Source organism: Achromobacter sp. ACRQX, from assembly GCF_022346505.1.
In the GTDB taxonomy this organism is placed as follows: Bacteria; Pseudomonadota; Gammaproteobacteria; order Burkholderiales; family Burkholderiaceae_B; genus Achromobacter; species Achromobacter animicus.
Genome location: NZ_JAKRML010000006.1, coordinates 134506 through 161240, shown reverse-complemented (window position 1 = coordinate 161240; position 26735 = coordinate 134506). Strand labels below are relative to the sequence as shown.

General features: G+C 66.1%; 28 protein-coding genes. 7 read left to right on the top strand and 21 right to left on the bottom strand.

Translation table 11 applies throughout. The features are described 5' to 3' along the window. Nucleotides 1-4 precede the first annotated feature (4 nt). Complete coding sequence (locus MHZ91_RS08310; protein ID WP_175138098.1) at nucleotides 5-601, bottom strand: DUF4136 domain-containing protein; 597 nt, start codon at nucleotides 599-601, stop codon at nucleotides 5-7. Between the two features lie 270 nt (nucleotides 602-871). Between MHZ91_RS08310 and MHZ91_RS08305 the strand changes: the two genes are divergently transcribed. Continuing rightward, nucleotides 872-1666, top strand: coding sequence for a TOBE domain-containing protein (locus tag MHZ91_RS08305; protein ID WP_239213243.1), 795 nt, complete (start codon nucleotides 872-874; stop codon nucleotides 1664-1666). Between the two features lie 67 nt (nucleotides 1667-1733). Here MHZ91_RS08305 and MHZ91_RS08300 read toward each other — a convergent pair whose 3' ends face one another. From MHZ91_RS08300 to MHZ91_RS08265, 8 genes are all read right to left on the bottom strand, one after another. Further along, the gene (locus MHZ91_RS08300) at nucleotides 1734-2420 is read right to left on the bottom strand and encodes a sulfate/molybdate ABC transporter ATP-binding protein (protein ID WP_239213241.1); all 687 of its coding nucleotides are present in this window, start codon (nucleotides 2418-2420) and stop codon (nucleotides 1734-1736) included. Continuing rightward, nucleotides 2417-3103: a molybdate ABC transporter permease subunit gene (gene modB / locus MHZ91_RS08295; protein ID WP_175123634.1), complete on the bottom strand. Its 687-nt coding sequence runs from the start codon at nucleotides 3101-3103 to the stop codon at nucleotides 2417-2419. The genes MHZ91_RS08300 and modB overlap by 4 nt, the downstream gene beginning before the upstream one ends. Before the next feature lie 24 nt (nucleotides 3104-3127). After that, complete coding sequence (modA, locus tag MHZ91_RS08290) at nucleotides 3128-3886, bottom strand: molybdate ABC transporter substrate-binding protein (protein WP_239213239.1); 759 nt, start codon at nucleotides 3884-3886, stop codon at nucleotides 3128-3130. A gap of 119 nt (nucleotides 3887-4005) precedes the next feature. Beyond that, nucleotides 4006-4356 (bottom strand): adenosylmethionine decarboxylase, encoded by a 351-nt coding sequence (speD, locus tag MHZ91_RS08285; protein ID WP_175123636.1) that lies wholly within the window; start codon nucleotides 4354-4356, stop codon nucleotides 4006-4008. Then, nucleotides 4353-4517: a hypothetical protein gene (locus MHZ91_RS08280; RefSeq protein WP_175138093.1), complete on the bottom strand. Its 165-nt coding sequence runs from the start codon at nucleotides 4515-4517 to the stop codon at nucleotides 4353-4355. Before MHZ91_RS08280 ends, speD begins: the two co-directional genes overlap by 4 nt. Continuing rightward, nucleotides 4518-5993, bottom strand: a complete 1476-nt coding sequence (locus tag MHZ91_RS08275; RefSeq protein ID WP_239213237.1) for a DUF4178 domain-containing protein — start codon at nucleotides 5991-5993, stop codon at nucleotides 4518-4520. A gap of 6 nt (nucleotides 5994-5999) precedes the next feature. Continuing rightward, complete coding sequence (locus tag MHZ91_RS08270; protein ID WP_239213235.1) at nucleotides 6000-7046, bottom strand: SPFH domain-containing protein; 1047 nt, start codon at nucleotides 7044-7046, stop codon at nucleotides 6000-6002. A 39-nt stretch (nucleotides 7047-7085) separates the two neighbouring features. Continuing rightward, a complete protein-coding gene (locus MHZ91_RS08265) occupies nucleotides 7086-7472 on the bottom strand; it encodes a DUF350 domain-containing protein (RefSeq protein ID WP_105239633.1) in 387 nt (128 codons plus the stop codon). A gap of 90 nt (nucleotides 7473-7562) precedes the next feature. On the opposite strand from MHZ91_RS08265, the gene MHZ91_RS08260 reads away from it, so the two are divergent. From MHZ91_RS08260 to MHZ91_RS08250, 3 genes are read left to right on the top strand one after another with little or no spacing between them, the layout of a single operon-like run. Next, nucleotides 7563-9074, top strand: a complete 1512-nt coding sequence (locus tag MHZ91_RS08260) for a polyamine aminopropyltransferase (RefSeq protein WP_218344640.1) — start codon at nucleotides 7563-7565, stop codon at nucleotides 9072-9074. Further along, the gene (locus tag MHZ91_RS08255; protein WP_239213233.1) at nucleotides 9074-10717 is read left to right on the top strand and encodes an NAD(P)/FAD-dependent oxidoreductase; all 1644 of its coding nucleotides are present in this window, start codon (nucleotides 9074-9076) and stop codon (nucleotides 10715-10717) included. Before MHZ91_RS08260 ends, MHZ91_RS08255 begins: the two co-directional genes overlap by 1 nt. Nucleotides 10718-10725: 8 nt before the next feature. After that, nucleotides 10726-11973 carry an FAD-binding oxidoreductase gene (locus tag MHZ91_RS08250; RefSeq protein WP_239213231.1) on the top strand — a complete coding sequence of 416 codons (1248 nt, stop codon included), beginning with the start codon at nucleotides 10726-10728 and terminating at the stop codon, nucleotides 11971-11973. A 61-nt stretch (nucleotides 11974-12034) separates the two neighbouring features. On the opposite strand, the gene MHZ91_RS08245 is transcribed toward MHZ91_RS08250, so the two are convergent. From MHZ91_RS08245 to MHZ91_RS08235, 3 genes are all read right to left on the bottom strand, one after another. Next, nucleotides 12035-12829, bottom strand: a complete 795-nt coding sequence (locus MHZ91_RS08245) for an ABC transporter ATP-binding protein (protein ID WP_175123643.1) — start codon at nucleotides 12827-12829, stop codon at nucleotides 12035-12037. Nucleotide 12830: 1 nt separating this feature from the next. Beyond that, nucleotides 12831-13721 carry an ABC transporter permease gene (locus MHZ91_RS08240; protein ID WP_056563113.1) on the bottom strand — a complete coding sequence of 297 codons (891 nt, stop codon included), beginning with the start codon at nucleotides 13719-13721 and terminating at the stop codon, nucleotides 12831-12833. 319 nt (nucleotides 13722-14040) lie between these two features. Then, on the bottom strand, nucleotides 14041-15012 hold the full coding sequence (locus MHZ91_RS08235) for an ABC transporter substrate-binding protein (protein ID WP_056563116.1): 972 nt from the start codon (nucleotides 15010-15012) through the stop codon (nucleotides 14041-14043). Between the two features lie 265 nt (nucleotides 15013-15277). Here MHZ91_RS08235 and MHZ91_RS08230 point away from each other — a divergent pair, with 265 nt between their 5' ends. After that, nucleotides 15278-16234 carry an aldo/keto reductase gene (locus MHZ91_RS08230; RefSeq protein ID WP_239213229.1) on the top strand — a complete coding sequence of 319 codons (957 nt, stop codon included), beginning with the start codon at nucleotides 15278-15280 and terminating at the stop codon, nucleotides 16232-16234. Between the two features lie 32 nt (nucleotides 16235-16266). On the opposite strand, the gene MHZ91_RS08225 is transcribed toward MHZ91_RS08230, so the two are convergent. From MHZ91_RS08225 to MHZ91_RS08205, 5 genes are all read right to left on the bottom strand, one after another. Further along, nucleotides 16267-17238, bottom strand: a complete 972-nt coding sequence (locus MHZ91_RS08225; RefSeq protein ID WP_175123645.1) for a tripartite tricarboxylate transporter substrate binding protein — start codon at nucleotides 17236-17238, stop codon at nucleotides 16267-16269. A 201-nt stretch (nucleotides 17239-17439) separates the two neighbouring features. Then, nucleotides 17440-18981 (bottom strand): malonyl-CoA synthase, encoded by a 1542-nt coding sequence (locus tag MHZ91_RS08220; RefSeq protein WP_175138085.1) that lies wholly within the window; start codon nucleotides 18979-18981, stop codon nucleotides 17440-17442. Nucleotides 18982-18985: 4 nt separating this feature from the next. Beyond that, nucleotides 18986-19795 carry an enoyl-CoA hydratase/isomerase family protein gene (locus tag MHZ91_RS08215; RefSeq protein ID WP_239213228.1) on the bottom strand — a complete coding sequence of 270 codons (810 nt, stop codon included), beginning with the start codon at nucleotides 19793-19795 and terminating at the stop codon, nucleotides 18986-18988. A gap of 52 nt (nucleotides 19796-19847) precedes the next feature. Then, on the bottom strand, nucleotides 19848-21164 hold the full coding sequence (locus MHZ91_RS08210; protein WP_218344633.1) for a malonyl-CoA decarboxylase domain-containing protein: 1317 nt from the start codon (nucleotides 21162-21164) through the stop codon (nucleotides 19848-19850). Beyond that, nucleotides 21115-21867, bottom strand: coding sequence for a GntR family transcriptional regulator (locus tag MHZ91_RS08205; RefSeq protein ID WP_175123649.1), 753 nt, complete (start codon nucleotides 21865-21867; stop codon nucleotides 21115-21117). The genes MHZ91_RS08210 and MHZ91_RS08205 overlap by 50 nt, the downstream gene beginning before the upstream one ends. Before the next feature lie 233 nt (nucleotides 21868-22100). Here MHZ91_RS08205 and MHZ91_RS08200 point away from each other — a divergent pair, with 233 nt between their 5' ends. Both MHZ91_RS08200 and MHZ91_RS08195 read left to right on the top strand, forming a co-directional pair. Further along, a complete protein-coding gene (locus MHZ91_RS08200; RefSeq protein ID WP_191575764.1) occupies nucleotides 22101-22382 on the top strand; it encodes a type II toxin-antitoxin system Phd/YefM family antitoxin in 282 nt (93 codons plus the stop codon). Continuing rightward, nucleotides 22379-22705 (top strand): type II toxin-antitoxin system RelE/ParE family toxin, encoded by a 327-nt coding sequence (locus tag MHZ91_RS08195; RefSeq protein WP_239213227.1) that lies wholly within the window; start codon nucleotides 22379-22381, stop codon nucleotides 22703-22705. Before MHZ91_RS08200 ends, MHZ91_RS08195 begins: the two co-directional genes overlap by 4 nt. Nucleotides 22706-22711: 6 nt before the next feature. On the opposite strand, the gene MHZ91_RS08190 is transcribed toward MHZ91_RS08195, so the two are convergent. From MHZ91_RS08190 to MHZ91_RS08175, 4 genes are read right to left on the bottom strand one after another with little or no spacing between them, the layout of a single operon-like run. After that, nucleotides 22712-23482: a spermidine synthase gene (locus tag MHZ91_RS08190; RefSeq protein ID WP_239213226.1), complete on the bottom strand. Its 771-nt coding sequence runs from the start codon at nucleotides 23480-23482 to the stop codon at nucleotides 22712-22714. A gap of 41 nt (nucleotides 23483-23523) precedes the next feature. Beyond that, nucleotides 23524-24543, bottom strand: a complete 1020-nt coding sequence (locus MHZ91_RS08185; RefSeq protein ID WP_239213224.1) for an acyl-CoA dehydrogenase family protein — start codon at nucleotides 24541-24543, stop codon at nucleotides 23524-23526. A 6-nt stretch (nucleotides 24544-24549) separates the two neighbouring features. Further along, entirely contained in the window at nucleotides 24550-25758 is a 1209-nt protein-coding gene (locus MHZ91_RS08180) for an acyl-CoA dehydrogenase family protein (protein ID WP_239213222.1), read from the bottom strand. 3 nt (nucleotides 25759-25761) lie between these two features. Further along, entirely contained in the window at nucleotides 25762-26730 is a 969-nt protein-coding gene (locus MHZ91_RS08175) for a tripartite tricarboxylate transporter substrate binding protein (protein ID WP_175123652.1), read from the bottom strand. Between the last annotated feature and the right edge of the window lie 5 nt (nucleotides 26731-26735).

Below are 26735 nucleotides of genomic sequence, written 5' to 3'. Positions count from 1 at the left end.
TCCTCTATCGCTTGGTCTTGTCCGGCACCTGCGGCGTGCCGACGCCGGCGCGGAACGGGTATTTGGCGAAGACCTCCGCCACCACCTTGTCCACGTTCTCCGCCGAACCCGCGCTGTCGGGATTCTGGACCTCGCCCACGGCGACGCCCTCCCAGACCAGTTGCCGCCGCCGCGCATCCACCAGGTCGACGCTCAGCGTGCCTTCGGTGTATTGGTAGACGTCGTCGCCCCAGCCGTAGCCGGGCCAGCCGCCGTAGAAACCGGCGCGATACCCGTAATACGGGCCCATGGGCGCGAAGCCGGGCGTGACTTCGGTCTGCTGCTGGAGCTTGGCGCCGAAATTCAGAAGCAGGTCGGGATTGGTGGCGCTGTAGGTATAGCCGCGCATTTCCATCTGGCCGCGGGCCGCGCTCTTGAGCCGTTCGGTCAGCAGCGTGTTGTAGCCGGCCTTGTCCGTCCCCAGCGGAGACATGTAGCCGAACGTCTGGTACTGCGCAAAATTTGCCTGGTGGTCGTAATCGCTCTTGACCGTTGGGCCTGAGGCGCAGGCCGCCAGTAATGCCGTCATGGAACCCGCCGTCAGCAATTTCAACGCTTTCATGTCGATCTCTCCGTGAGTTCAAGGCGACCACATAGTGCCGCGAAGCCATCAAAGTTTCAACAGAATCTCATTCGCAACCACCAAAATTCCAGGCAAGATCACGCGATGCCGCGCTTGCCGCCAGATTGGGGGTGCCTGTTCACCGGCGCGTCCGGACTGCCGTGGTCGTGCAGGACGACTTCCACGCCGCGCAGGACCACTTCCCCAACGCCCCGCGCGCCGGGTCCATTACACTTCCGGTCGCTTCCGGCCATCCCTACAGACACGCCCATGCTTGAACTCGACGGCTCCATTTGGTTTCGCTCCGGCGCCCAGACCTGGGGCGGCAAGAACCGCATTGATCTGCTGGCGCAGATCGACGCGACCGGATCGATCACGGCGGCGGCGCGCGCCGTGGGCATGAGCTACAAGGGCGCGTGGGACGCCATCGACGCCATGAACAACCTGGCCGGCGAACCGCTGGTGCTGCGCGCGGCGGGCGGCAAGGGCGGCGGCGGCACGCAGCTGACGGACCGGGCGCGCCGCCTGATCACGACCTTCCGGGCGCTTGAAGTCGAACACCGCAAGTTCATGGACAACCTGACGCGCGCGGGGCTGGATGCCAGCGGCGACATCGACCTGATGAGGCGTTTCATGCTCAAGACCAGCGCACGCAACAAGTTTCTGGGCACCGTCATCGAGATCCGCGAAGGCGCCGTCAACGATGAAGTGGTGCTGCGCATCGCCGGCGGCCACACGGTCACGGCCACCATCACCCGCGAAAGCACCAAAGAGCTGGGCCTTGCGCCCGGCAAGGAAGCCATCGCGCTGGTCAAGGCGTCGTCGGTCATCGTCGGCGCGCCGGGGCCTGGTCTGCGCCTGTCGGCGCGCAACCAGTTGCAGGGGCGCATTACTGATCTGCGCCCGGGCGCCGTCAACAGCGAAATCTTGATTGCCATGGACGGCGGCGCCACGCTGGCGGCCATCGTCACGAACGAGAGCGCCGCAGACCTGGAGCTGGATGTCGGCGCCGAGGCGGTGGCGATCTTCAAGGCGTCCAGCGTGATTCTCGGCGTGCTGGACTGACTTCTGCAGTCAGGGCGGCCTTCACCCAAGTCCGGCCGTCACGTGAATCCGGCCTTCACCATGTTGATTACAGCCCCACGTTCTCGTCGTGGCGCCCCACCCTGCCCTCGCGCACCTCGAACACCTCGTCGGCCAGGGCCTCCACGTCCGCGGGATCGTGCGTGATCAGCAGCATCGGCACATCCAGCTGCCGCTGCAACGCATCCAGTTCCTGCCGCATCTTGCCGCGCAACTGCGAGTCCAGCGCGGAAAACGGTTCGTCCAGCAGCAGGATGTCGGGCTGCAGCATCAGCGCCCGCGCCAGCGCGACGCGCTGCTTCTGCCCGCCCGAAATCTCATTGGGATAGCTGCCGACGATGGCGCCCAGCTCAAAAGCGTCGACCCAGCGCTGCGCCTCGCGCGTCACCTCGCGGCGTGGCGGATTGAGCCAACCGCCGCGCAGGCCGAATGCGATGTTCTGCGCCACGGTCAGATGGGGAAACAGCGCGTAGTCCTGAAACAGATACGCCACGCGGCGCGATCGCGCCGGCAGGTTGATGCCGGACTCGCTGTCGAACAGCACCCGTCCATTGATGACGATGCGCCCGGCGTCGGGGCGCAGCAATCCGGCCACGGCCCGCAAGGTCAGGCTCTTGCCCGCGCCCGAGGGCCCGAACAGCGCGATGCGTTTGGCGGCCGACTTGAACTGCACGTCGAGTTTGAATTTGCGGTCGCCCGACACCATATGCTTGCGCACGGCAAGGTCGATACTCATCGCCCGCCTCCGTTGCGCTGGCCAGCGCCGATGGGCACCAGTTTGCCGGCGGCCAGCAGCACGACGATGCAGGTGATGGATGTGACCAGCACCAGCATGTTGGCGGTGGCGTCATCGCCCGCCTGCACCGCTTCGTAGATGGCGACCGACAGCGTCTGCGTGCGGCCCGGCAGGTTGCCGGCGATCATCAGCGTGGCGCCGAATTCGCCCAGCGCCCGCGCAAACGCCAGCAGCACGCCGGCCGCGATGCCGCGGGCAGCCAGCGGCAAGGTGACACGAAAGAACACGCCCGCCTCGCCCACGCCCAGCACGCGTGCCGCGTTTTCAAGCTGGCCATCCACGTTTTCAAACGCGGCCCGCGCCGACTTGAACACAAGCGGAAAAGCCACCACCGACGCCGCGATCACGGCGCCCTGCCATGTGAAGACCAGCTCGATATTCCAGCGAGCCAGCGTCTCGCCGATGATGCCGCGCCGGCCCAGCAGCACCAGCAGGTAGTAACCCAGCACGGTCGGCGGCAGCACCAGCGGCAGCGTCAGGATGGCGTCCAGCAGGTCGCGGCCGGGCCAGCGCCAGCGCGACAGGCCGTACGCCGCAGCCGTGCCGGCCACGGTCGCCAAAAGCGTCGCCCAACCGGCCACTTTCAGGGAAAGCAGCAGCGGGACCCAGACCGGATCACTCATCAATACCTACGATTCAACAAAGACTCAGGGCTTCTGAAAGCCGAAACGCGACAGTATCGCCTGCCCGGCGGGCGACATGACATAGGCCACGAAGCTTTCGGCCTCCTTGGCCGCGGACTCGCGCGTGGTCAACGCAATGGGATAGGTCACGGGCGTGGTCGACGGCACGCGCACGGCGACATTGACCTTGCCCGGCATGATGGCCGCGTCGGTCGCGAACACGAAGCCCGCATCGACCTCGCCGCGCGCCACGTAGTCCAGGCTTTGGCGCACGTTCTGCGCCAGCACGCTCTTGGCCTGCACGGCGTCCCACAGACCCTCGGCCTGCAGCGCGGCCTGCGTATAGCGGCCGACCGGCACCGAGGCCGGATTGCCGTAAGCAATGCGCTTGACCTCGTCGCGCTCCAGGTCCTTGAGCGATTTGATGCCCGCCTTGCTGTCGGTCGGAACGATCAGCACGATCTGGTTGGCCGCGAAGTCCACGCGGGTGGCAGGCTTGACGGCCTTTTCCTCGACCGCCTTGTCCATCGCCTTCTGGTCGGCGGACGCGAATACATCCGCGGGCGCGCCCTTCACGATCTGCTGCAAGAGCACGTCGGAGGCGCCGAAGTTCAGGACCACCTTGGTGCCGGCATGTTCCTTTTCAAAGCCCTGCGCCACTTCCTTGAAGGCATTGGTCAGGCTGGCGGCGGCCGACACCACGATTTCTCCGGCGCTGGCATTGGCGCTCCAGGCGGCGGCAAGCGCCACGGTCAGCGCCACGAGCGGGCGTTTGTGCAACATGTATTTCTCCTGTGGATGGCGGCGTGTCAGGATCGAAATATATCCAGGTATATAACGGTCGTCAATTTCGCTCGCCACAGGGGTTTATGAAATATCAAGGGAGACGCCGGGCGGCGGAATCAGCCGCGGTCGACAGTGGTGACGTGCACGGACTCGGGCGCCAGCGCGACGCGCAGAAAGTCCAACGCGGTTTCGGGCCGGGCCGCGCCGCACATGAAGATGTCCAGAGCCGCGAAGCAGTGCTCCGGCCAGGAATGGATGCTGATATGGGATTCGCTGAGCAGGATCACGCCGGTTACCCCCGCCCCTTCCCCGAAATGATGGAAATGGGTGCTCAGCACCTGCGCCCCGGCCGCGCGCGCCGCCGCGGTCATGTGCCGTTCCAGCGCCTGCGCGTCGGTCAGGAGGTCTGGCGCCACGCCGCGGAAATCCGCCAGCACGTGCCGGCCGGGTGTCCCGTACACGGTCACTTGTGGGATCCGCCCGAGGACCAGCCCGAGCCGCCCGAAGAGCTGCTGCCCCAACTGCTGCTACTGCTGCCGCCGGAGAGGCGCGTGCCCGGCGCACTGGCGCTGGTGGTGGCCAGCACGACCACCATCGCGTACATGGCATACAACAACTTGCCCTTCATCTATTCGTCCTCGCCTGTCAGCATGTCGGCCAGCATGGCCGGTAGCCAGAGAAACACCATCCCGATCAGAACCGGAATGAAGCGGCCGGCAAAAATATTGTTGAAGTTCAGGAACACCATCGCGATCAGCGCGCCCTTGGCCCATTTGCGATAGCCGCCCCCGCCCTTGGCCGACGCCATCCGCATCGCCTTCTGGCGATTGAGCTCCGGGCGGTCGAACCACTGCGCCAGTTGCGCCGGCGACACCGGCGCCGACGCCGACCAGCCCAGTTCCTTGTCGGCCAGTTCGCGGGTCAGCTTCAACGTGCCGACCTGGTAATCCGTGATCTGCGTGCTGTCGCCGACCTTGACGCGCCAGTTGAACGCGCCCAGCGCCATTTCAACGCGCGAGGTGTAGTCGTACAGCTTCTGGTACACCCGGTTGCGCCAGCGCACGCTGGTGGCGTTGTTGTGGCTGGGCCAGGTGTCGCAGACCTGCACGCGTTCCCAACCCTCGTCGGACTCCACCAGCCAGACGAACCCCTTGGCCGGGTTGAACAGCAGGTATTCCATCCAGCTTGAAGGTTCTTCGGGATCGGGATCGGCGCACTTCATCAGGCCGATCAGCGTGAAGTCGGCGCCTTCCATCTTGGCGACCGAGCCCAGCGGCAGCGTGGCGCGGATCTTCTGCACCTTGCGCGCCTTTTCGATGACCTCGGCGGTGGGGCCCGAGCAGTCGACGGCGGCGGCGCACGACGGGCAAACGACATTCGTGGCCATGGCGGCCACGAAGGAGATCGGCGCGCCGCAGTTCGGGCAGTCCAGCGCCTTGATCTGGCCGCGAAAGCGTCCCGCGGTTTCCTCGACCTGTTCTTTGGTGCGCAACGAGCCCGTCTGCATGGCGGACAGGTCGAACGCCTTGCCGATATAGAGTTCGGGCTGCGGACCGTCCGAGAAATCCAGCGTCAGGAACGCGTCCAGGCTGCGGTAGTCGGCCACCTTGGCCTGCCAGCCGTCGCCCGGCACGAAGGGCAGCTCGCCCTGCGCGCCGCCTGCCTGGCTGGTGCGCACGTCCGCCGCCACGAAGCGCTGGCCGTCCAGTTTCAGTTCGTCGCCGGGCGAGATGCTGTCGAACGCCGGCATCTCCTGCACGGACTTGACCTTGCGCCGCCGCGTGACGGCATACTGGCCCGAGGCGTCCGACAGCCAGCCGTCGGACGCGTCATCGAACCACACGTACCACTCGTTCCAGAAACCCTCGTCAAAGCGCATCTGGATGCGGCCGATGACGTCAAAGCGCTTGCCGTCATAGGTGCCCGTCGCGCCCAGGCACAGCGGCGAATAGTCCTCAAGGACGTCGGCCGCCTCGCCGATGCGCCTGACCGACTCGGCATCCTTGAGCAAGGTACTGCGGCAGGCGCCGCAGACCGCCATGACGGAGGCCGCGGACGTGAACTTGACTGGGGCGCCGCACTGCGGACACAGAACCTGCTGCATGGGGCCTTAGCTGGTGAGTTTCTTCAGCACCTCGGCCTTGGCCGAGTCGTAGTCCGCCGCCGTGATGAGGCCCTTGTCCAGCAGGTCTTTCAATTGCTGCAGGCGCTGCACCGGATCGGCCTGCGCGGGCTGAGCGGCGGGTTGTTGCGGCTGCTGCTGCGGCTGCTGTTGGGCCGGCTGCTGGGGCTGGCCCTGAGAAACGCCCAGTCCCTGCGCCATCGTCTGGCCCAGCGCCGCGCCGGCCGCCAGGCCCGCCCCGATGCCGGCAATGCCGCCTTCGTTCTGCGCGGCCAGCGGAATCGACGACGCCGTCTGATACTGCGTGAACTTGCCCAGGTCGCCGGCCATGCCCATCGAGATCCGGGTGTCCAGCGCCTTCTGCAGCTCTTCAGGCAACGACACGTTCTCGACCGTGAAGTTGTCCAGCTTGACGCCGTAGCGGTCGAACACGGGCGCGAGCTGTTCGGCGATGCTCTGCGACATCAGGCCCTGGTTGCCGGCGATGTCCAGGAACGGCACCTTGGAACTGCCCAGGGCGGTCGTCATGGCGGCCACGACCATATTGCGCAGTTGCGCTTCAAGGTCGTCCACGGTGTACACGTCGCGCGTGCCGCTGATTTCGCGGTAGAACTTGCCGGGATCGGATATCTGGTACGAATACACGCCAAACGCACGCAGGCGCACCATGCCGAATTCGCTGTCGCGCAACGTCACCGGCTGCGCCGTGCCCCAACGCCGGCCCAACTGCAGGCGGGTGCTGAAGAAGATGACGTCCGACTTGAAGGGCGACTCGAACAGCTTGTCCCAGTTCTTCAGGTAGGTCAGGATCGGCAGCGTCTGCGTCGTCAGCTTGTACATGCCGGGGCCGAACACGTCGGCCACCTTGCCTTCGTTGACGAACACCGCCATCTGCGATTCCCGCACGGTCAGGCTGGCGCCGTACTGGATTTCGAAATCCTGCATCGGATGGCGCCAGGCGAGCACGCCGTCGCGATCCTCGTTCCATTGCAGGATGTCGATGAACTGCTTGCGAATGAATGAACCGAGACTCATGGAAAGTCCTCCTGTGTCAGATCGGAGAGTGCGCGCCGCTCAGGTCAGGCAGGCGGCGTTGACGATGCCGGCCGCCAGCGAAATCGCGCCGATCAGGCCGCCCATGGCGATGTTGTTTTCGGCGATGGCGTCGGTCATGCCGCGTATGGCCTTGGACACCACCGCGTAGACGACGATCTGCACGATCATCGCCGCCACGCCCCAGACCACGAACATGACGAAGCTGGCATGGACCGCGATGCTGGAACACAGGGTCAGGCTGAAGCCGACCAGCGCGCCGCCATAGGACAGGGCGGCGGCAATGTTGCCCTCGCGGATGAGGTCGAATTCCTTGTAGTGCGTGATGGCCGTGTAGACCGCCGTAAAAACGCCCAGCATGACAAGCGCCGAGACGATATAGATCAGATAGGTCACCGCCGGATGCATTGCTTCTCCCATTGCCAGCCTCCCAATTGCGCGCAGTATATACGTCGCGTTCGATATACTGCGAACGCATTTTTTGGCTCGGACACTCCCATGCGCGACCGCGTTCTCATTCTCTCGGTATTGATCGTTGCGTCCTGCGGGTTGGGCTACGAGCTCATCAGCAGCGCGCTCGCCAGCTATTTGCTTGGGGATTCGATCCTTCAGTTCTCCTCCGTGATCGGGTGCTATCTCTTCGCGATGGGCATCGGTTCATGGTTGTCAAAATATGTAAGAGACGAAGACGTTCTGAATCGCTTTATCGACGTCGAGCTGCTGGTGGCGTTGTTGGGCGGCGTGTCGGCCGCAGTCCTGTTCCTGGTGTTCGCGTGGCTGTCCGCGCCCTTTCGCGCGGCGCTGTATGTCGGCGTCTTCATCATCGGACTGATGGTCGGCATGGAGATCCCGCTGGTGATGCGGGTCTTCAACCAGCGCAAGGCCGAATTCCGCGAAATCGTCAGCCGCGTGCTGACCTTCGACTACCTGGGCGCGCTGGCCGTGTCGCTGGTGTTCCCATTGCTGCTGGCGCCCAAGCTGGGGCTGCTGCGCACCAGCTTCCTGTTCGGCATCCTGAACGCCAGCGTCGCGCTATGGACCACGTGGCTGTTCCGCGCCGAAGTCACCCGCCCCGGCGAAAAGGCCGTGCGCGCCGGCGTGGTGCTGGGGATTCTGGGCCTGGGGTTCGTCTATTCCGGCAGCATGACCGCCTGGGCCGAAAAAGGCCTGTATGGCGACGACATCATCCACGCCGAGACCACGCAGTATCAGCGCCTGGCCGTGACGCGCTGGCATGACGACCTGCGCCTGTACATCAACGGCAACCTGCAGTTCTCGTCGCGCGACGAGCACCGGTATCACGAATCGCTGGTGCATCCCGGCCTGCAGGTGCTGCCGTGGGCGCGCAACGTGCTGGTGCTGGGCGGCGGTGACGGCCTGGCCGTGCGCGAGATCCTGAAATACAAGCACGTCGAGCACGTCACGCTGGTGGATCTGGATCCGGCCATGACGAATCTGTTTTCGCGTTCGGACCCGCTGGTCGCGCTGAACGCGGGCGCGCTCAAGGACCCGCGCGTCACCGTCATCAATGACGACGCGGGGCGGTGGCTGGAGACACACGCCGAGGTCTACGACTTCATCGTGGTGGACTTTCCCGATCCGTCCAACTTCGGTTTGGGACGGCTGTATTCCGTGCCGGTCTATCACCTCATGGCGCGGCACCTGGCCGAAAACGGCTACATGGTCGTGCAGTCCACCTCGCCCTACTTCGCGCCGCGTTCGTTCTGGAGCGTGGACGCCACCCTGAAGGAAGCCGGCCTGAACACCTGGCCGTATCACACCTACGTGCCGTCGTTCGGCGACTGGGGTTTCATCCTGGCCAGCAAGCGGCGCGACTACGCGCCGCCCGAAAAAATCACCGTGCCCACGCGCTATCTGGACGCCGTCACCGTGCGCGAGCTCTTTCACTTTCCCGCCGACATGCCGGCGCTGGCCATGCCGCCGAACCGCCTGAACGAACAATCGCTCGTGCGCTACTTCGACGAGGACTGGCGCAAGGTCATCCGCTGATGCGGCGCCGCAGCTTCCTGTTGGGCGCTGCCACGGCCGCCGCGGCGGGCTCGGTCGGCTATTGGCGCGCGCGCGTCGTCGAGACGACGCCCGACGTGCACTATCCCGGCATGCAAGCCGGCCACGCGCTGCGCGACAAGGCCGCCCTGCCGCAGCCGTCGGCCACGCGGCAGCATGAAGTTGCAATCCTGGGCGCCGGCGTGGCGGGCCTGTCCTGCGCGTGGAAACTGGCCCGAGAAAGCTTCTCCGATTTTGTCGTGGTGCAGGGCCCCGAATTCGCGGGCAACGCCGCGGCGGGCGTGCGCGATGGGCTGGACTATCCGCTGGGCGCGCACTACCTGCCCTTGCCCTCGCTGGCGTCCGCCCACGTGCGTGAAATGCTGGCCGACTTCGGCATCATCGAGCGCGGCGCGGGCGACGCGCGTCCCTACTACGACGAAGCCGTCCTGGTGCATTCCCCGCAGGAAAGACTGCTGCGCAACGGGCGCTGGGAAGAACACCTGCTGCCGATGACGGACGTGCCGGATGCCGACGCCGCCCAGCACCAGCGCTTTCTGGCCCTGGTCGATCAGCTGCGCACACAGGTCGGCAGCGACGGCCGCAAGGTGTTCTGCATTCCGCTCGACCTGTCGTCGCGCGATCCGGCGTGGCGCGCGCTGGACGCGCTGACGTTCAAGGACTGGCTGGCGCGTGAAGGCTATACCTCGCCCGCGCTGCATTGGTATCTGAACTACTGCTGCCGGGACGACTACGGCGCGGGAATCGAGGTCGTCTCCGCGTGGGCGGGGCTGCATTACTTTGCCAGCCGCGACGGCCATGCCGCCAATGCCGGCGAAGGCGCTGTGCTGACCTGGCCGGGCGGGCTGGCGACGCTGGCCGAACGGATGCGCGCGGCCATCACGCAAAAGCTCGGCCACGCAGACTGGCTGCTGCCGGGCACGGCGGTGCGTATCGAGGAACTAGCCTCCGGCCCGCGCGTCCTGTGCATCGAGGAGTCGGCCGATGGCGCCGCCCGCGCCTATGCCTTGCAAACCCGCCGCACCGTCTGCGCCATGCCGCTCTTCGTCGCGCAGCGCCTGCTGCCGGACATCCGCGCGTACGGCTACGACCCGGCCACGCACGCCGCGCCGCACGCGGCCTGGATGGTGTCGAACTTCGTCATGGACGGCTATCCGCTGGAAGCGCCGGGCGAGCCGCTGTCGTGGGACAACGTCGTCTACGAAGGCCAGGCGCTGGGCTACGTCGTGTCCACCCATCAATTGCTGCGCGTGGCGCGCACGCCGCGCAGCGTGTTCACCGCGTATCACGCGCTGAGCGGCCAGACGCCGCAGGCGGCGCGCGAATGGCTGACGCGCGCCAGCCCGCAAGACCTGCGCGACGTGGCCGCGGTGGATCTGGTGGCGGCGTATGGCAAGGAGTTCTGGCGCAATGCGCGCCAGTTGGAGATCACGGTGCGTGGCCACGCCATGGCTACGCCGGTGTGCGGCTACCTGTCCAATCCGGGCCTGGCTGCCCTGCGTGCCGTGGACGGTCCGGTGCTGTTCGCGCACGCCGACCTGTCGGGGTATTCGGTTTTTGAAGAAGCCTCATGGTGGGGCGTGACGGCAGCAGCGCGTATTCTGGGCGGCCATCGACAAGGATGAGACAAGACATGGGTAAACACGTCATCGTGCTGGGCGCCGGTATCGTCGGCGTCTGCTGCGCGCTGGAACTGCAGCGGCGCGGCATGTCGGTCACGCTTGTGGATCGGCAGGCGCCCGGGATGGAAACGTCGATGGGCAACGCCGGGGTGCTGGCCCGCAGTTCGCTGATGCCGTTCAATCACCCTGGCCTCTGGGGACAACTGCCGCGTCTGTTGAAGAACGACACCGTCCAGTTCCGATACCGCTGGCCGTACCTGGCGTCGAACCTGGGCTGGGCAGCGCGATTCCTTATGAGCGCGCGGCCTTCCGTCTTCCAGGAGACTGCCCGCGCATTGGACGGCCTGATCCGGCTGTCCGCGCCCGAACACCTGAAGCTGCTGGATGAAAGCGGCGCGCGCCACCGGCTGCGCGACACCGGCTGGATCTTCCTGTACCGCACGGCGGCGGCCTGGAACGCGGGCGCATTGGCGCGCCGCACCTTCGCGCAGTACGACGTGCCGACCCGCGAACTGAACCCTGCGGAACTTGCCGAGGTCGAACCCGCCCTGTCGCCGATCTTTCACCGCGCATTGTGGATTCAGGGTTCGTATTCGGTGGATGATCCGCACGAGGTCGTCGCCGCGTACGCCCGCCTGTTCCAGCGCGAGTGCGGCACGTTCAAGCGGATGGACGCCGCCGCCATCCGCCGCGATGGCAATGGTTGGGCGGTGCAAGGGACAAGCGCATCGGAATCGGTGTCGGCCGACCGGCTGGTCGTCGCGCTGGGGCCGTGGTCCAAGGCGTTGCTCAAGACCACCGGCATCAACCTGCCCATGGCGTTCGAACGCGGGTATCACATGCACTACAGCGGCCGCGAGGGCGCGCGCGTCACGCGGCCGGTTTACGACACCGGCGGCGGCTACGTCCTGTCGCCCATGGCGCGCGGGCTGCGCCTGTCGACGGGCGTCGAGCTGAACGCTTGCGAGGCGCCCGCGCGTCCCGAGCAGCTGGATCTGGCGGAACAGCGCGCCCGCGAGGCCTTCCCGCTGGGCGACCGGCTGGACGCCGCCGCCTGGCTGGGCCGCCGCCCCACCCTGCCCGACAGCCGCCCGATGATCGGCGAAGCGCCGCGCCATCCCGGCCTGTGGCTGGCGCTGGGGCACCAGCACATCGGCTTCAGCACCGCGCCGGGCACGGCAAAGGTGCTGGCGGAACTGATGCTGAACGGTGCGGCGGCGTCGCGCCACGCGGCCTTCCGGCCCGGCCGCTTCATCTAGGCAAACGCGGTCCTTGAAGGACCGCGTTGTTGACCGCGCTATTTACCGCGCCTTTTCGTCTTCAGCCCAGCAAAAGCGCATCGTCCGACAGCTTCTCGCCCCGCACCCGCTCGAACATGGCCAGCAGGTCCGGCACGTCCATGCCGCGGCGCTCGTCGCCGGACACGTCCAGCACGACCTGGCCCTGGTGCAGCATGACGGTGCGGTCGCCGACATCCAGCGCCTGGCGCATGCTGTGCGTGACCATCATGGTGGTGAGCTGGTTTTCTGCCACGATGCGCGCCGTCAGTTGCAGCACGAAGTCCGCGGTGCGCGGGTCGAGCGCGGCGGTGTGCTCATCCAGCAGCAGGATGCGCGACGGTTGCAGCGCCGCCATCAGCAGACTGACCGCCTGGCGCTGGCCGCCGGACAAAAGGCCGATGCGGTCGGTCAGGCGGTTTTCCAGGCCCAGACCCAGCGTGGCAAGGCGCTCGCGAAAGCCCGCTTTCATCGAGGCCTTTACGGCGCGGCTATAGCCGCGCGAGGCGCCACGCATCTGCGCCAGCGCCATGTTTTCCTCGATGGTCAGGTCTTCGCAGGTGCCCGCCATGGGGTCCTGGAACACGCGGGCCACGCTGCCGGCGCGCGCCCACACGGGCTTGCGCGTCACGTCCACACCATTGATGTCGATGCGTCCCGAATCGATGGGCAGGTCGCCCGACACGGCATTCAGGAACGTGGACTTGCCCGCGCCGTTGGAACCGATCACGGTGACGAACTGGCCTGACGGGATTTCCAGCGTGAGGCCGCGCAGGGCGCGGGTCTCGATGGGCGTACCCGCGTTGAAGGTGATTTTCAGGTCTTTTGCGGACAACATATCAGCGCCCCTTCTTGCCGACCAGGCGGCGCTTGAGCATGGGGATGACCAGGGCGATCGTGACGAGCACCGCGGTGACGAGATTCAGGTCCTGCGCCTTCAGGCCGATGAAATCGCTGTTGAGCGCCAGGGCGATGAAGAAGCGGTAGACGATGGCGCCGATGATGACGGCCAGCGTGGCCAGCACCAGCTTGCGCGACGGCAGGATGCTTTCGCCGACGATCACCGCGGCCAAGCCGATCACGATGGTGCCGATGCCCATCGAGATGTCGGAGCCGCCTTGCGTCTGCGCGAACAGCGCGCCGGCCAGTGCAACCAGCGCATTCGACAGCGCCATGCCGCCCAGGATCATGCGGCCGGTGTTCACGCCTTGCGCGCGGGCCATGCGGCCGTTGGAACCGGTGGCGCGCACGGCCAGGCCGGTCTGCGTGGCAAAGAACCAGTCCAGCGCCAGCTTGCAGAGGATGACGATGACGATCAGGAGCAGCGGCCGGGCGACGTAGTCGGAAATCCACGCGGGCTGCAGGATCGTGAACACGGTGGGTTCGGTGATCAGCGGCACGTTGGGCTTGCCCATGATGCGCAGGTTGATCGAATACAACGCGATCATCATCAGGATGCTGGCGAGCAGATCCATGATCTTGAGCTTGACGTTCAGCCAGCCCGTGACCAGCCCGGCGGCCGCGCCGGCGATGGTGGCGATGATGGTGGCGGAAAACGGATCGGTGCCCGAGGCGATCAGCGTCGCACAGACCGCGCCGCCCAGCGGAAAGCTGCCGTCCACGGTCAGGTCCGGAAAGCGCAGCAGGCGAAAGGAGATGAACACGCCCAAGGCCACCAGACTGAAGATCAAGCCGATCTCCAGCGCGCCTAACAACGAGAACAATGACATGGGTCAGATCCAATCAAGATAAGAAACGAGCATATTAAAGAAGTGAAACGTACGATTTCTTGCGTTCGCGGGTCAGTTTTACCCGAGCTTTCGCAATGAACGTTTCCCGGCATGGATTTTCTCTCGTTTCCCGCCCGCGTGCCTACGCGCCGGCGCAGCCAGCGAAAGCACGAGACCTGTCAAGGAAGCAACAACGCCGGGCCGCGAGCATCTTGTGAACGCTGCCGCCCTGTGGAACATCGGGTAAGCACACCACGAAAAACGCAAGAAAAACCCCGCGCACGCCGGATAGGCATGGCGGGGCCGATTTCGCGCCGTATTATTTCACGACCACCGCGGCGGACTTGATCAGCGCCTCGGGCAGGGTCACGCCCTGCTTGGCGGCCGCGCCCGGATTCACGTACAGCTCGAGCTTGGAGCTGGTTTCAGACGGAATGGCGCCGGGCTTCTCGCCCTTCAGGATGCGCACGACGACCTTGCCGGTCTGCACGCCCAGATCGCGGTAGTTGATGCCCAGGGCGGCAATGCCGCCGCGCTTGACGCTGTCGGTATCCGACGCGATCAGCGGGATCTTGGCGTCGTTGCCCACCTTGACCAGCGACTCATACGCCGACACGACGTTGTTGTCGGTGTTGGTGTAGATGACGTCGACCTTGCCGATCAGGCTGCGGGCGGCGGATGCCACGTCCACCGAGCGCGGGGCGGCGGCTTCGACCAGGCTCATGCCCGACTTGGGCAGGATTTCCTGGAGTTTCTTGACGACGACGACCGAGTTGGCCTCGCCCGGGTTGTAGACGATGCCGACGCGCTTGGCGTTGGGCAGGATCTTCTTGATGAGTTCAACCTGCTTGTCCAGCGCCAGCAGGTCCGACACGCCGGTCACGTTGGTGCCCGAGGCATCCATGCTGGACACGAGTTGCGCGGCAACCGGATCGGTCACGGCGGAATACACCACCGGCACGTCCTTGGTGGCGGCCACGACGGCCTGCGCCGACGGCGTGGCGATCGCGACGATGGCGTCCGGGCGGTCGCCGACGAACTTGCGGGCGATCTGCGCGGCCGTGCCGTTGTTGCCTTGCGCGCTTTGATACTGCCACTTCAGGTTCTTGCCCGGCTCGTAGCCGGCTTGCTTGAGGGCGTCTTGCACCCCGTCACGCACGGCGTCCAGCGCCGGATGCTCGACGATGGCGGTCACCGCGACGGACTTTTGCTGCGCGGCGACCGGTGCGGCGATGGCCATCGCCAGCGCCATCGCGCCAACCGTCAGAAAATGTTTTTTTCCGATCAGCATATGTTTGCTCCTTGAACCCTGGGTGTTGCTTGTTGAATTTGCCGGTTTCTTCATGGCGGGCGCGGGTTTTTGATCCGTTTGTCCTGCCACAAAGCCGTATAGTCTAACGTGCCGTCCACCAAATGGACTTGGGGGGAATCCCTGTAATGGTGCATCCATACAGGCGCGCCCCGACCCGAGGCAGCGGCGTGAATATACTGACATCCGCCGGGCAAACGCCGTTCATCCCGTTCCGCGTGCCCGCCGACGGCATCCCGAGGCCAATATGATCAAACGCGCACTGGGCCGATCCGGCCTGCAGATTCCCCCGCTCACTTTCGGCGGCAACGTCTTCGGCTGGACCGTCGACGAGGCCGGCACCTTTTCTTTGCTGGATGCGCTGGTGGACGCCGGCCTGAATTTCATCGACACGGCCGACATGTACTCGCGCTGGGTTCCCGGCAACCAGGGTGGCGAATCCGAAACCCTGATCGGCAAGTGGCTCAAGCGATCGGGCAAGCGCGACCAGGTGCTGATCGCGACCAAGGTCGGCATGGAGATGGGTCCAAGCCAGAAAGGCCTGTCGCCCGCCTACATCCGGCGCTCCTTGGACGCATCGCTGGCGCGCCTGCAGACGGACTACGTGGACCTGTACCAATCGCACCAGGACGACCCGGACACGCCGCTGACCGACACGCTGGCCGAATACGCCAAGCACATCGAAGCCGGCAAGGTGCGCGCGATCGGCGCGTCCAACTACACGGCGGTGCGGCTGTCGGAAGCCCTGATCGCCAGCGAGCGGCACAGCCTGCCGCGCTACGAAAGCATCCAGCCCGAGTACAACCTGTATACCCGCGAGCCCTTCGAATCCGGCCTGCAAAGCCTGGTGAAGACCCAGCAGATGGGCACGATCAATTACTTCGCGCTGGCAAGCGGGTTTCTCAGCGGCAAGTACCGCGGTCCCGAAGATGCAGGCAAGAGCGCGCGCGGCAAGAAGATCGTGGACACGTATCTGAATGATCGTGGCTACCGCATCCTGAAGGCGCTGGACGAGGTGGCCGAGGACGCCGGCTGCACGCCCGCACAGGCCGCGCTGGCCTGGCAGATCGCGCAGCCGGGCATTACGTCGCCCATCGTCAGCGCCACCTCGCTCGCCCAGCTGGACGAACTGGTCAAGGCCGCCAGCCTGACGCTGACGCGCGACCAGCTGGCCCGGCTGAGCCAGGCCAGCGATTGGCGCTGAGGTTGCTTAGTCCAGCCGCTTAGTTCAGCCGCTTAGTCCAACGTCACGCCGGAGTCCTTGACGACCTTGGCCCAGCGCTGGACTTCGCTGTCGACGAACTTGCCGAACTCGGCGCCGGTCAGCGTGGGCACGCCCGTGCCGTTGCCCGCCCAGGTCTCCTTCAGCTTGGGCGTGTTGAGCGCCTTCGTGATCTCGGCGGCCATTCTTTCCGTGGCTTCCTTCGGCGTGCCCGCGGGCGCCCAGATCGCATACCAGGTCGACACCACGTAGTTCGGCACGCCGGCTTCGGCAGCCGTGGGCACGTCGGGCAGCGACTGCGAACGCTCCGTGGCGGCCACCGCCAGCGGCTTGATCGCGCCAGCGCGGATGTGGCCGGCCGACGAGCCCAGGCCGTCAAACGCCAGATCCACCTGACCGCCAATCAGCGCCGACAGCATGGGACCCGCGCCCTGATACGGCACGTCCACCAGCTTGACCCCCGTCTGCATCGCGAACAGCTCGCCGGCCAGGTGGTGCGTGCTGCCCTTGCCTGCCGTGCCGAAGTTGATTTCGCCGGGGCGTTTCTTTGCGTAATCGATGAACTCCTGCAAGGTCTTTACCGGCAGCTTGCTTGCGTTGATGACGACGACCTGCGGCGGCTGCGCCACCAGGGCGACCGGCACGAAATCCTTCTGAATGTTGTAGCTCAGGCTCTTGTACAGGGAAGGCGCCAGCGCATGGTGCGCGCCGCCCATGAAGAACGTGTAGCCGTCGGGCTTGGCCTTGGCCGCCACGCCGGCGCCCACGGTGCCGCCCGCGCCGCCCTTGTTGTCGATGACCACCGTCTGGCCAAGCTGCGTGGTGAGCTGCGCGGCCAGCGGACGGGCGAACGTGTCCGTGCCGCCGCCGGCGGGAAACGGAACGATCAGCGTGATGGGGCGTTCGGGCCATTGCGCGGCGGCAACGCCGCCGAAACCCAGGGCTGCCACGGCGAACACGGCCGCGGCGGTGGTGCGATAAGTCATTTTGTCTCCTCTTGCTGCATCGGGGTACGGCGCCTGTTTTCTGGCGTCTCGTCGCTGAGATATTTTTTTCTTCTGAATGCGGCGGGCAGGTCTTATCGGGGCATTGGATGGGGATGCTTCTCCTTAGCTGCGGTAAATGAACGCGGTGAAAGAATGCGGTGGTAAAAAAGCCGGCCCCGCGGGGACCGGCTTCGGTATGGACTACAGCGCCTTGTAGGTGTCGCGCAGCACGTTCTTCTGAACCTTGCCCATCGTATTGCGCGGCAGTTGGTCGATGATATGAACGCGCTTGGGCACCTTGAAGTTGGCGATGCGGCTCTTCAACTCCGCCTGCATGGCCGAGGCGTCCAGCGTCGCGCCGTCCTTGGGCACCACCACCGCCACGACGGCCTCGCCGAAGTCCGGATGCGGCACGCCGATCACCGCCGACTCCGACACGCCCGGCATGTCGTCGATGAGCGTCTCGATCTCCTTGGGGTACACGTTGTAGCCGCCGGAGATGATCAGGTCCTTGCTGCGGCCGACGATCGACAGATAGTCGTCGGGCGCCGTGCGGCCGGCGGACTCGCCGCCCCAGCGGCCCACGTCGCCGGTCTTGAACCAGCCGTCGTCGGTGAATTCTTCGCGCGTCTTTTCCGGCATGCGCCAGTAGCCCGAGAACACGTTGGGACCGCGCACCTGCACGTTGCCGATCTCGCCGGGTGCGAGCGGCTTGCCGGCGTCGTCGACCACCCGGACATCCACGCCCGGCAAGGCCCGGCCGACGGTGCCCGCCAGGCGCTCGCCCAGCGCGGCGTCGTACGGGTTGGAGGTCAGCATGACGGTTTCGCTCATGCCGTAGCGCTCAAGAATGGGATGGCCGCTGCGTTCCTTGAAGTCGGAGAACGTTTCGGCCAGCAGGGGCGCGGAGCCCGAGATGAACAGGCGCATGTTGGCGCAGACGTCCCGATTGAAGCGCGGATCGGCCAGCAGACGCACATAGTAGGTCGGCACGCCCATCATCACGGTGCTTTGCGGCAGATAGTGCAGCGCCTGGTCGGCATCCAGCTTGGGCAGCCAGATCATCCGGGCGCCCGCCAGCAGCGCGCCGTGCGACGCGACGAACAGGCCGTGCACGTGGAAGATCGGCAGCATGTGCAGCAGCACGTCGTCCTCGCGCCAGCCCCAGTATTCATGCAGGGTGCGCGCGTTGGCCGCCAGATTGCCGTGCGAGAGCATCGCGCCCTTGCTGCGGCCCGTGGTGCCCGACGTGTACAGGATGGCGGCCAGGTCGTCCGGCTTGCTTTCAACGGTCTTGAACGTCTGCGACAGGCCGCCGGCCGCGTCCAGCAGCGTGCCGGTGCGGTCCTCGTCCAGCGTGTAGACGTGCGGGCAGTTGGCCTTGTCGGCGGCGCGCTTGACCCAGTCCAGGTTCTTGCTGGCGCAGACCACGACGGACGGCTCGGCGTTGCCCAGGAAGTATTCGATTTCGGATTCGCGGTACGCGGTGTTCAGCGGCAGGTACACGAGGCCGGCGCGCAGCGTGGCCAGGTACAGCAGCAGCGCCTCGGGCGACTTTTCGACCTGCACGGCGACGCGCGCGCCGTCGGGCAGGTTCAGCGATTGCAGCAGGTTCGCCAGGCACGCGGTCGCGCGGTCGATGTCGTCCCAGGTGTATTGGAGGTCGGGCGTTTCCAGCGCGACTTTGCTGCGGTCTTTGGGAAAGCCGCCTTGCAGGACAGCGTATAGGTTGGCGTTGCTCACCTGTCTAGTCTCCGGTAAAGGAAGGGTCTTCGCCGGCCAGGAAGGCGCGCACGCCCTCGCTGTGGTCCCGGCTTTCGGCATAGGAGAAATAATCGCGATACTCGTCCTCGGTCAAGGCGGCGCCGGTGGCGAGCCTGGCGGACAAGCGTTTGTTGATGCGGGCGGCCAGCGGCGCGCCCTGGGCGATGCGGTCGGCGCTGCGGCGGGCGGACGTGGCCACGTCGCCGTCGTCGACGATGCGGGTCAAGAGACCCAGGTCTTTGGCTTCGGCGGCGCCGAACACCCGGCCTTCCAGCAGAATGGCCAGCGTTGCGGCCCTGCCCGCCAGCGCCAGCAGGCCGCGCATTTCGTCCGGGGCCATCGGAAAACCCAGGCGATTGATCGGCACGCCGAAGCGGGCCGACGCGCCGGCGATGCGCAGGTCGCACTGGCACGCGATTTCCAGCCCGCCGCCGACGCACACGCCGTCGATCTGGGCGATGACCGGTTGCGGGCATTCGGCCACGGTGCGCAGGGCGGGCGCCAGGATCTCGCGGTGATAGCGCTGCACACCGGCCATGTCGGCGCGTTCGGCGGGGAACTCGCGGATGTCGGCGCCGGCGGCGAAGTTGCCGCCCTCGCCGCGCACGATCACGCAGCGCACGGCGTCATCTTTCGCGATTCGCGTGAACACATCGCGCAGTTCGCGCCACATGCCCACCGTGATCGCGTTCAGACGCCCCGGGTGCGACAGCGTCACCCAGGCCAGATGCCCGTCGCGATCGAGCCGCACACTGCCTTGGCCTTGGCTCTGGCCTGCCACGTTCTCCGTCATGTCCCCTGCCCTTGTTGTGATTGTCAGGAACCCGCCGCCGTGTGTCCGGCGGTCAGGCCACGCGCCCCACACCGCGGCTGATCTGCGGCTTGCCCTCGTTCAGGCGCTGAAGGTTGGTGTCCAGTTCGTCCAGGTCATACAGGTAATTGACCATCATGGCGCACGACTGCTTGAGCCCCTTGGGCGAGGTGTCGGCCGCCCAGTTCAGGCGCTCGATCCGCGCGCCGTTGCCCAGATGGAAACGCGCCACGGGATCGACCGGCAGACCGTTCTTCATCGACTGCAGATAGCAGGCCGCCAGCCGGAAGCCGGCGCGCTTGACCACGTCGGGCGCCTTGCCCTGCGCGGCCTTCGCCAGACGCGCGACCCAGCGCTGCCCGTCCGGCACGCCTTCACGCTGGCGGTCCTTGGCACGCGTCTTGTCTTCGCGCACGATCGCCTCGACGGCCTGCGCGTCCTGCTTGCCCAGCCAATCGGTAAAGCCCGGAATCGGCGACAAGGTGGCAAAGGCCTTCAGCTTGGGCAGTTCTTCCAGCAGCTGCTCGACCACGCGCTTGAGCAGGAAGTTGCCGAAGCTGATGCCCTTGAGGCCCGGTTGCGTGTTCGAGATGGAGTAGAAGATCGCCCAGCGCGCCTTGTCCAGGTCCTGCGGCGGCAGCGTGCTGTCCAGCAGCACCTGCACGTTGTCGGCCATCTGGCTGGCAAAGGCCACTTCCACGAAGATCAGCGGCACGCCGGGCATCTGCGGATGAAAGTACGCATAGCAGCGGCGGTCGGGCGCCACGCGGTGGCGCAGGTCGTCCCAGGACTTGATCTCGTGGACGGCCTCGTAAAGGATCAGCTTTTCCAGCAGCGACGCGGGCGAATCCCAGGTCAGCGGACGCAGTTCCAGCAGGCCCACGTCGAACCAGGCCGACAAGAGGCCTTCCAGCTCCTTGTCCAGCGACTGGATGCCCGCCACCTGCTTGCGCCAGCGCAGCATGTCCGCGCGCAGTTCCACCAGAAAGCGCAGGCCCTGGGGCTGCGCGTTGAACCGCTTGAAGAGGCGCACCCCCTCGCCGCCATCGCCCGCATACGTGGCGCGGATCTGCGCCAGCGCGGCCAGCATCAGGCGGCGATCCTTGCCGTCGGCCGCGGCGTATTGCTCGCACCAGCGGCGCGCCAGCTTGTTGGCGGCCACGTCGGTCAGGCGCGCCTCGAACAGGCGGCGGACTTCGGATTCGCTGGGCAGGCGCCCGCGCTCCCACAGCCGGCCCAGCCGCGTGATCAGGCTGGCGCTTTCGGCCGCGGCGGCGGCATCGACCAGATCGGCCTCGGGCTCAGGCGTGCGTGCGCCGCGCGCGGGCGCGAGATTGGCGGGTGCGGACATGGGCGGGCTCCTCGATGACGATGGGATCGGACGGCGCCGCGTCGGCGGCGTCTTCGTTGCTAAGGACGCGCAGCGCTTCAAGCTGGCGCATCAGATGGGTGTGCGCCAGCGCCTGCGCGGCGTCGGAATCATGGGCCTTCAGGGCCTCGAAGATGGCAAGGTGTTCGGCGCAGGACTGCTCGATGCGGCCGGGCCGCGACAGGCTGCGATGGCGCGACAGGCTCAGCACCTTGCGCAGGTTGCCCACCATGTCGGACAGCCATTGGTTGCCGGCCAGCGCCTGGACGGCTTCATGAATGAGGTAATTGGTCTTGTAGTAGGCGTCGATGCGGCCCGCCTTCGCATGGCCGGCCAGCGCGGCGTGCAGCGGTTCCAGTTCGGCCAGCTGCGCGTCGGTGGCCTTGCGCGCGGCCTCGAAGGCGCAGCGCCCTTCCAGCATCGCCATCAGCGGGAAGATGTCTTCCAGATCCTGGGCGGACAGTTCGTTAACGAAGCAGCCGCGGCGGGGTTCCAGCCGGACCAGCCCTTCGGTGGCCAGCACTTTCAACGCTTCGCGCAGCGGCGTGCGCGAAATGCCCATTTCGCCGGCCAAGCGGAGTTCATCGATCCATTCGCCGTTACGCAGCGACCGCGCATGGATCATGCCGCGCAGGCGGTCCGCGACTTCCAGATACAGGGCTTGCCGGACGATAGGTAGGGTCATGGGCAGACGGCGGGGAAATGCCGTAATTCATAATTATGAATAAGCCGATGATAGACCCGGGGCTGGAGAAAGGTAAAGCCGGGGCGGATTGGGAGCTTCCCTAATAAGAAGGGGCTGCGACGTCGGACGGCATAGTTATGGACACGGACCACGATCCCGAAAGCTGGTCGGAAATAGGACTGAATTACGACTAAACTTAGTCCGATCAAGCCTATGATTTGGGAGTCCTACCCATGAAATACTCCACTCAAGTGAAGCCGATCTCATACCTTAAGAGTCACGCCGCCGAGATCGTGACCACGCTGACCGAAACCCGCGAACCCATGCTGATCACCCAGAACGGAGAGGCCAAACTCGTCGTCATGGACGTACGAAGCTTCGAGGAGCAGGAGCAAGCCATGGCCCTGCTTCAACTGCTTGCGGGCGGCCGCAAAGACATCGAAGAAGGACGCGTCATCCCGGCGGCGGATGTATTCGCGCAGATTGAAGCGATGGATCGGGACGATTCCGAATGAGTCGAACGGTGGTCCTTTTGCAGACAGCCGCAGATGATCTCCAGGAGATACGCCGCTACATCAGAAAGAACTTCTCGCAGCAGGTCTGGCTCGATTCATACGCCCGGATCAACAAAGCCATTCTGAATCTCGAACAATTCCCCTACGCGGGGCACCCCCTCCCGGAGCTGCCTGCCACCCACTTCATGCAAATAGTCGCGGTCAAAAATCGGGTCATTTATGAAGTTGTTGCAGACAAGGTATATATCCACCTCATCTGCGATAGCCGGCAGGACTTCAAGATCAAACTCGCCCGCCGGCCGCTCAGGACGCTGCGCTTCTGAATCGCTTCAAAAATGCAGTACCCCGTCTACTGCATGCCGCGTCAACGAGCGCGCCCAGCGGCGAGCAGGCAGCCCGTACTTCCCTTCCACGATCTCCGCGCGCGCCAGCAATTCAGCCGGGGTAATCGCCAGGCCGGGGCCGGAAAACGCCAGAACGATCTGGTTGCCGGCCTCGACTTCGGGCAGCAGCACGATGCGGTCGTCGAACGCCTTGGACAGGTTGTCGATGTTCTTGCCAAAGCTTTCGTGCCGGCCGAACAGGTTCACGGCCAGGATGCCGACCTCGCCCAGCACGCGGCGGCAGTCGCGGTAGAACTTCACGCTGTCGCGTACCGGGCCCTCGGCGGCCGCGTCGTACAGGTCCACCATCAGCACCGGGCAGCGTCCGGCGTTCAGCGGATCGGCCACCCACGCGCCGGCGTCGGCGTGCTCGACCTGCAAGCGGTTCGCGCCGGGCAGGCGGAAGAACATATGGCAGGCGGCGGTGACGCGCGGATTCCATTCCACGGCCAGCAGCGGGCCGCGCGTGTGCTTGGCGCAGAAGCGCGCCAGCGACCCGGCGCCCAGGCCCAGCATGCCGATGGCCTCTTCCTTCGGCGGCTCCAGGAACAGCAGCCAGGCCATCATCTGCGCGGTGTATTCCAGCACCAGATCGGCGGGGCTCTTGATGTTCATCGCGCCCTGCACCCATTCGGTGTTGAAGTGCAGATAGCGGACGCCGTCGGCTTCGGAAAGCGTCGGCTGGTCGAGTTCGGAGGGGAAGTTGGATTTGTACATGGGCGCGATTGTAGGCCGGCCGTCCCGTCCCCGGCCGCCGATTACGCCGCCGCTTCCCAGATGCGCTCGAGCAGGTCCGGGCCGGACACTTCAGCCTCCAGGCTGGCCGACAGCCGCAGGACGCGCTTCAGGTACAGATGCGCATCGCACTCCCAGGTCACGCCCAGCGCTCCATGCGTCTGGATCGCGTTCTGGGTGGCGCGGCGGCTGGATTCAACGGCCAGCAGCGGCGCGAACAGGCAATCGGTTGCCGCCGACGCCGCGCGGTCATCGAGGGCCGTTGCCGCCGCCCAGCCCGCGAGTCGTGCATCGTCCATCGCCATCCAGTCCTCGGCCAGCCGATGCTTGATCGCCTGATTGGCGCCGATCGCGCGGCCGAACTGCTGGCGCTCGCGGGCGTACGACGCGGCCATGTCCATCGCCGCCGAAGCCGCCCCCAGCATTTCCGCCGACCGCAGCAAGCGCAGACGCGTGCGAAGCAGATGCCACGTGCCCGGCTTGACCTGGACATCGGTGCTTTCCAGGACCGCGGGATCCGCCGCGACCCCGACCGGCATGGTCGGATCCAATCCCGCCACGCCCGCCACAGGTAACAGCAGATCCAGACGCACGGACGCCGGACCAGCCTCGCGCACGGCAAGCGCGCGCACGCCCTCGCCGGCGCCTTCGATGAAGGCCGACCCGTCAGGGCGCAGTGCCGCATCGGCGTACCAGGTATCGCCGGCCATCATGTCGCCGGCCCATTGCGCGATAGCCCCACCCGCCTCGCACAGCGTCGGCAGCATCACCATGTTGGACACGAGCGGCAGGCTCAGCAGATGGCGCCCCGCTTCCTCGGCGACGATCCAGGCCTCGCGCATGCCCAAGCCGAGTCCGCCTTGTGCCTCGGGCGCCAGCAAGGCGGGCCAGCCCTGATCGGCCAGATCGCGCCACAGCGCCTGGCGGGCCGGCGCATCTTGATGACAAGCGCCGCGCGCCATGGCCACCGGATGGCGCTGCGACAGGAAACGGTGCGCGGCGTCGCGCAGCATGCGCTGGTCTTCACTCAGATGCAGATTCATTTACGGTCAGCCCTTAGGCAGGCCGAGCATCTGCTCGGCGATGATGTTGCGCTGGATCTCGGACGTGCCCGCCAGGATGGTTTCGGCCCGCGACCATAGATAGGCGTGCGTCAGCGACGCCGCGCGGGTGTCAGCTGCGTCCACGCCCAGGCAGGCGTCCTCGCCCAGCAATTGCATGGACAGTTCGATCAGGCGCTGGTGCGCCTCGCTCCAGTGGATCTTGGTGGACGATCCTTCCGGTCCGGGCGGATCGCCCCGCATCGCGGCGGCCAGCGCGCGCTGCGATTTCAGCGCCAGCACGTGGCTGTCGGCCGCCAGCCGCGCCCAGCGATGCCGCACCGATGCCGATGCCGACGACGCCGGCACGCGGCCCTGCTTGTCCGCCTGCAGCGCCAGCGCGCGCACCTGACGCAGCTCCTGCGAAAAACGCACGAGTCGCGGGATGAAATACGTGCCGCGCTCGAAGCTTGCGGCCGCCATCGCGATGCGCCAGCCCTGGTTCAATCCGCCCAGCAGCGCGTCCTGCGGAACGAACACGTCCTCGAAAAAGACCTCGCAGAACTCGGCTTCGCCCGTGAGCTGGCGGATGGGTTCGACCCGCACGCCGGGACTGCGCATATCCACGAGCAGGAAGCTCAGGCCTTTGTGCCTGGACGCGTCCGGATCGGTGCGCGCCAGCACGAAGCACCACTGCGCCCGGTCCGCAAACGAGGTCCAGATCTTGTGACCGTTCACGCGGAAGCCGCCCGGCGCCGGTTCCGCCCGCGTACGCACGGCGGCCAGGTCGGACCCGGCGCCCGGCTCTGAATATCCCTGGCACCACACCTCGCGGTTCGACAGGATGCCGGGCAGAAACCGTTGCTTTTGCGCCTCGGACCCGAAATGCAGCAGGGTAGGCGCCAGGATGCCGTGGCCGATCAGGTTCACGCCCAGCGGCGCGCCGCAACGCGCGTGCTCTTCATGGAAGACCGCCTGGCGCGACAGCGGCAGCGCCTTGCCGCCGTATGCCGCCGGCCAACCCAGCCCGGACCAGCCGTTTGCGCACAGCGTGTCTTCCCAGGCGCGCCGGTAGTCCAGATTGCGCGGGTCGGCCCCGCCGGGCCAGGACCGCGCAAACGCTGCGTAGGCCGTGTCGAGCCAGCCCCGAAGCGTCTGCCGGAACGCCTCGTCGTCCAGCGCCGCGCTGTCGGGCACGGCGGTTTGCTGCATCGTCATGCCTCACTCCAGCCGGATGTTCGAGTCGCGCGCCACCTTGGCCCAGGTCGCCACGTCTTTCTGGATGAACGCGCCGAAGGCTTTGGGATCACTGCCGATGATGTCCAGCCCCAGCCCCTCGAACTGCTTCTTCACGTCGGGCTGCTGCAGGATCTGCGCCAGGTTCTGGTAGAGCTTGTCGATCACGGGCTGCGGCGTGCGCGCGGGCGCGACCAGACCCAGCCACGGCATGGCCGAATAGCCCGGCAGGCCGGACGCATCCACCGTGGGCAACTCGGGCAATGACGCCGAAGGCTTGGCCGTCGTGACCGCCAGCGCGCGCAGCTTGCCGTCCTTGACGAAGGGGCCCGACGAGGCCCACGCATCGAACATCACCTGCAGACGCCCCGCAACCAGGTCGTTGAGCGCGGGCGCGCTGCCCTTGTAGGGAATGTGCGCCATCTGCACGCCGGCCATGCTGTTGAAGAGTTCGGCCTCCAGGTGGGTTGAACTGCCCGTGCCGACGGAGCCGTAGCTCACCTTGCCCGGATTGGCCTTCAGGTAGGCGATCAGCTCGCCGACATTCTTGGCCGGCACCGACGGGTGGACACCCAGCACGTGAACCACCGACGCGACTTGCGTGATCGGGGCGAAGTCCTTGACCGGGTCGTAGTTGACCTTGGTGTAGATGCTGGGCGCGATGCCCAGCGACGACGCGGCCATCAGCAGCGTGTAGCCGTCGGGCTCGGCGCGGGACACGTAATCGGACGCGATCATGGTGCCGCCGCCCGGCTTGTTTTCCACGATCACCGGCTGGCCTAGCTTTCCGCTCAACTTTTCGGCCAGCAGACGGCTCATGATGTCGGTCGCGCCGCCGGGCGAGAACGGCACCACGATACGCACGGGGCGCGCGGGGTAGTTGTCCTGGGCTTGCGCGACGCTCGTGGCGCCGATGCAGGCCAGTGCGACGCCGGCCAATATTGTCTTGATCATGCTTG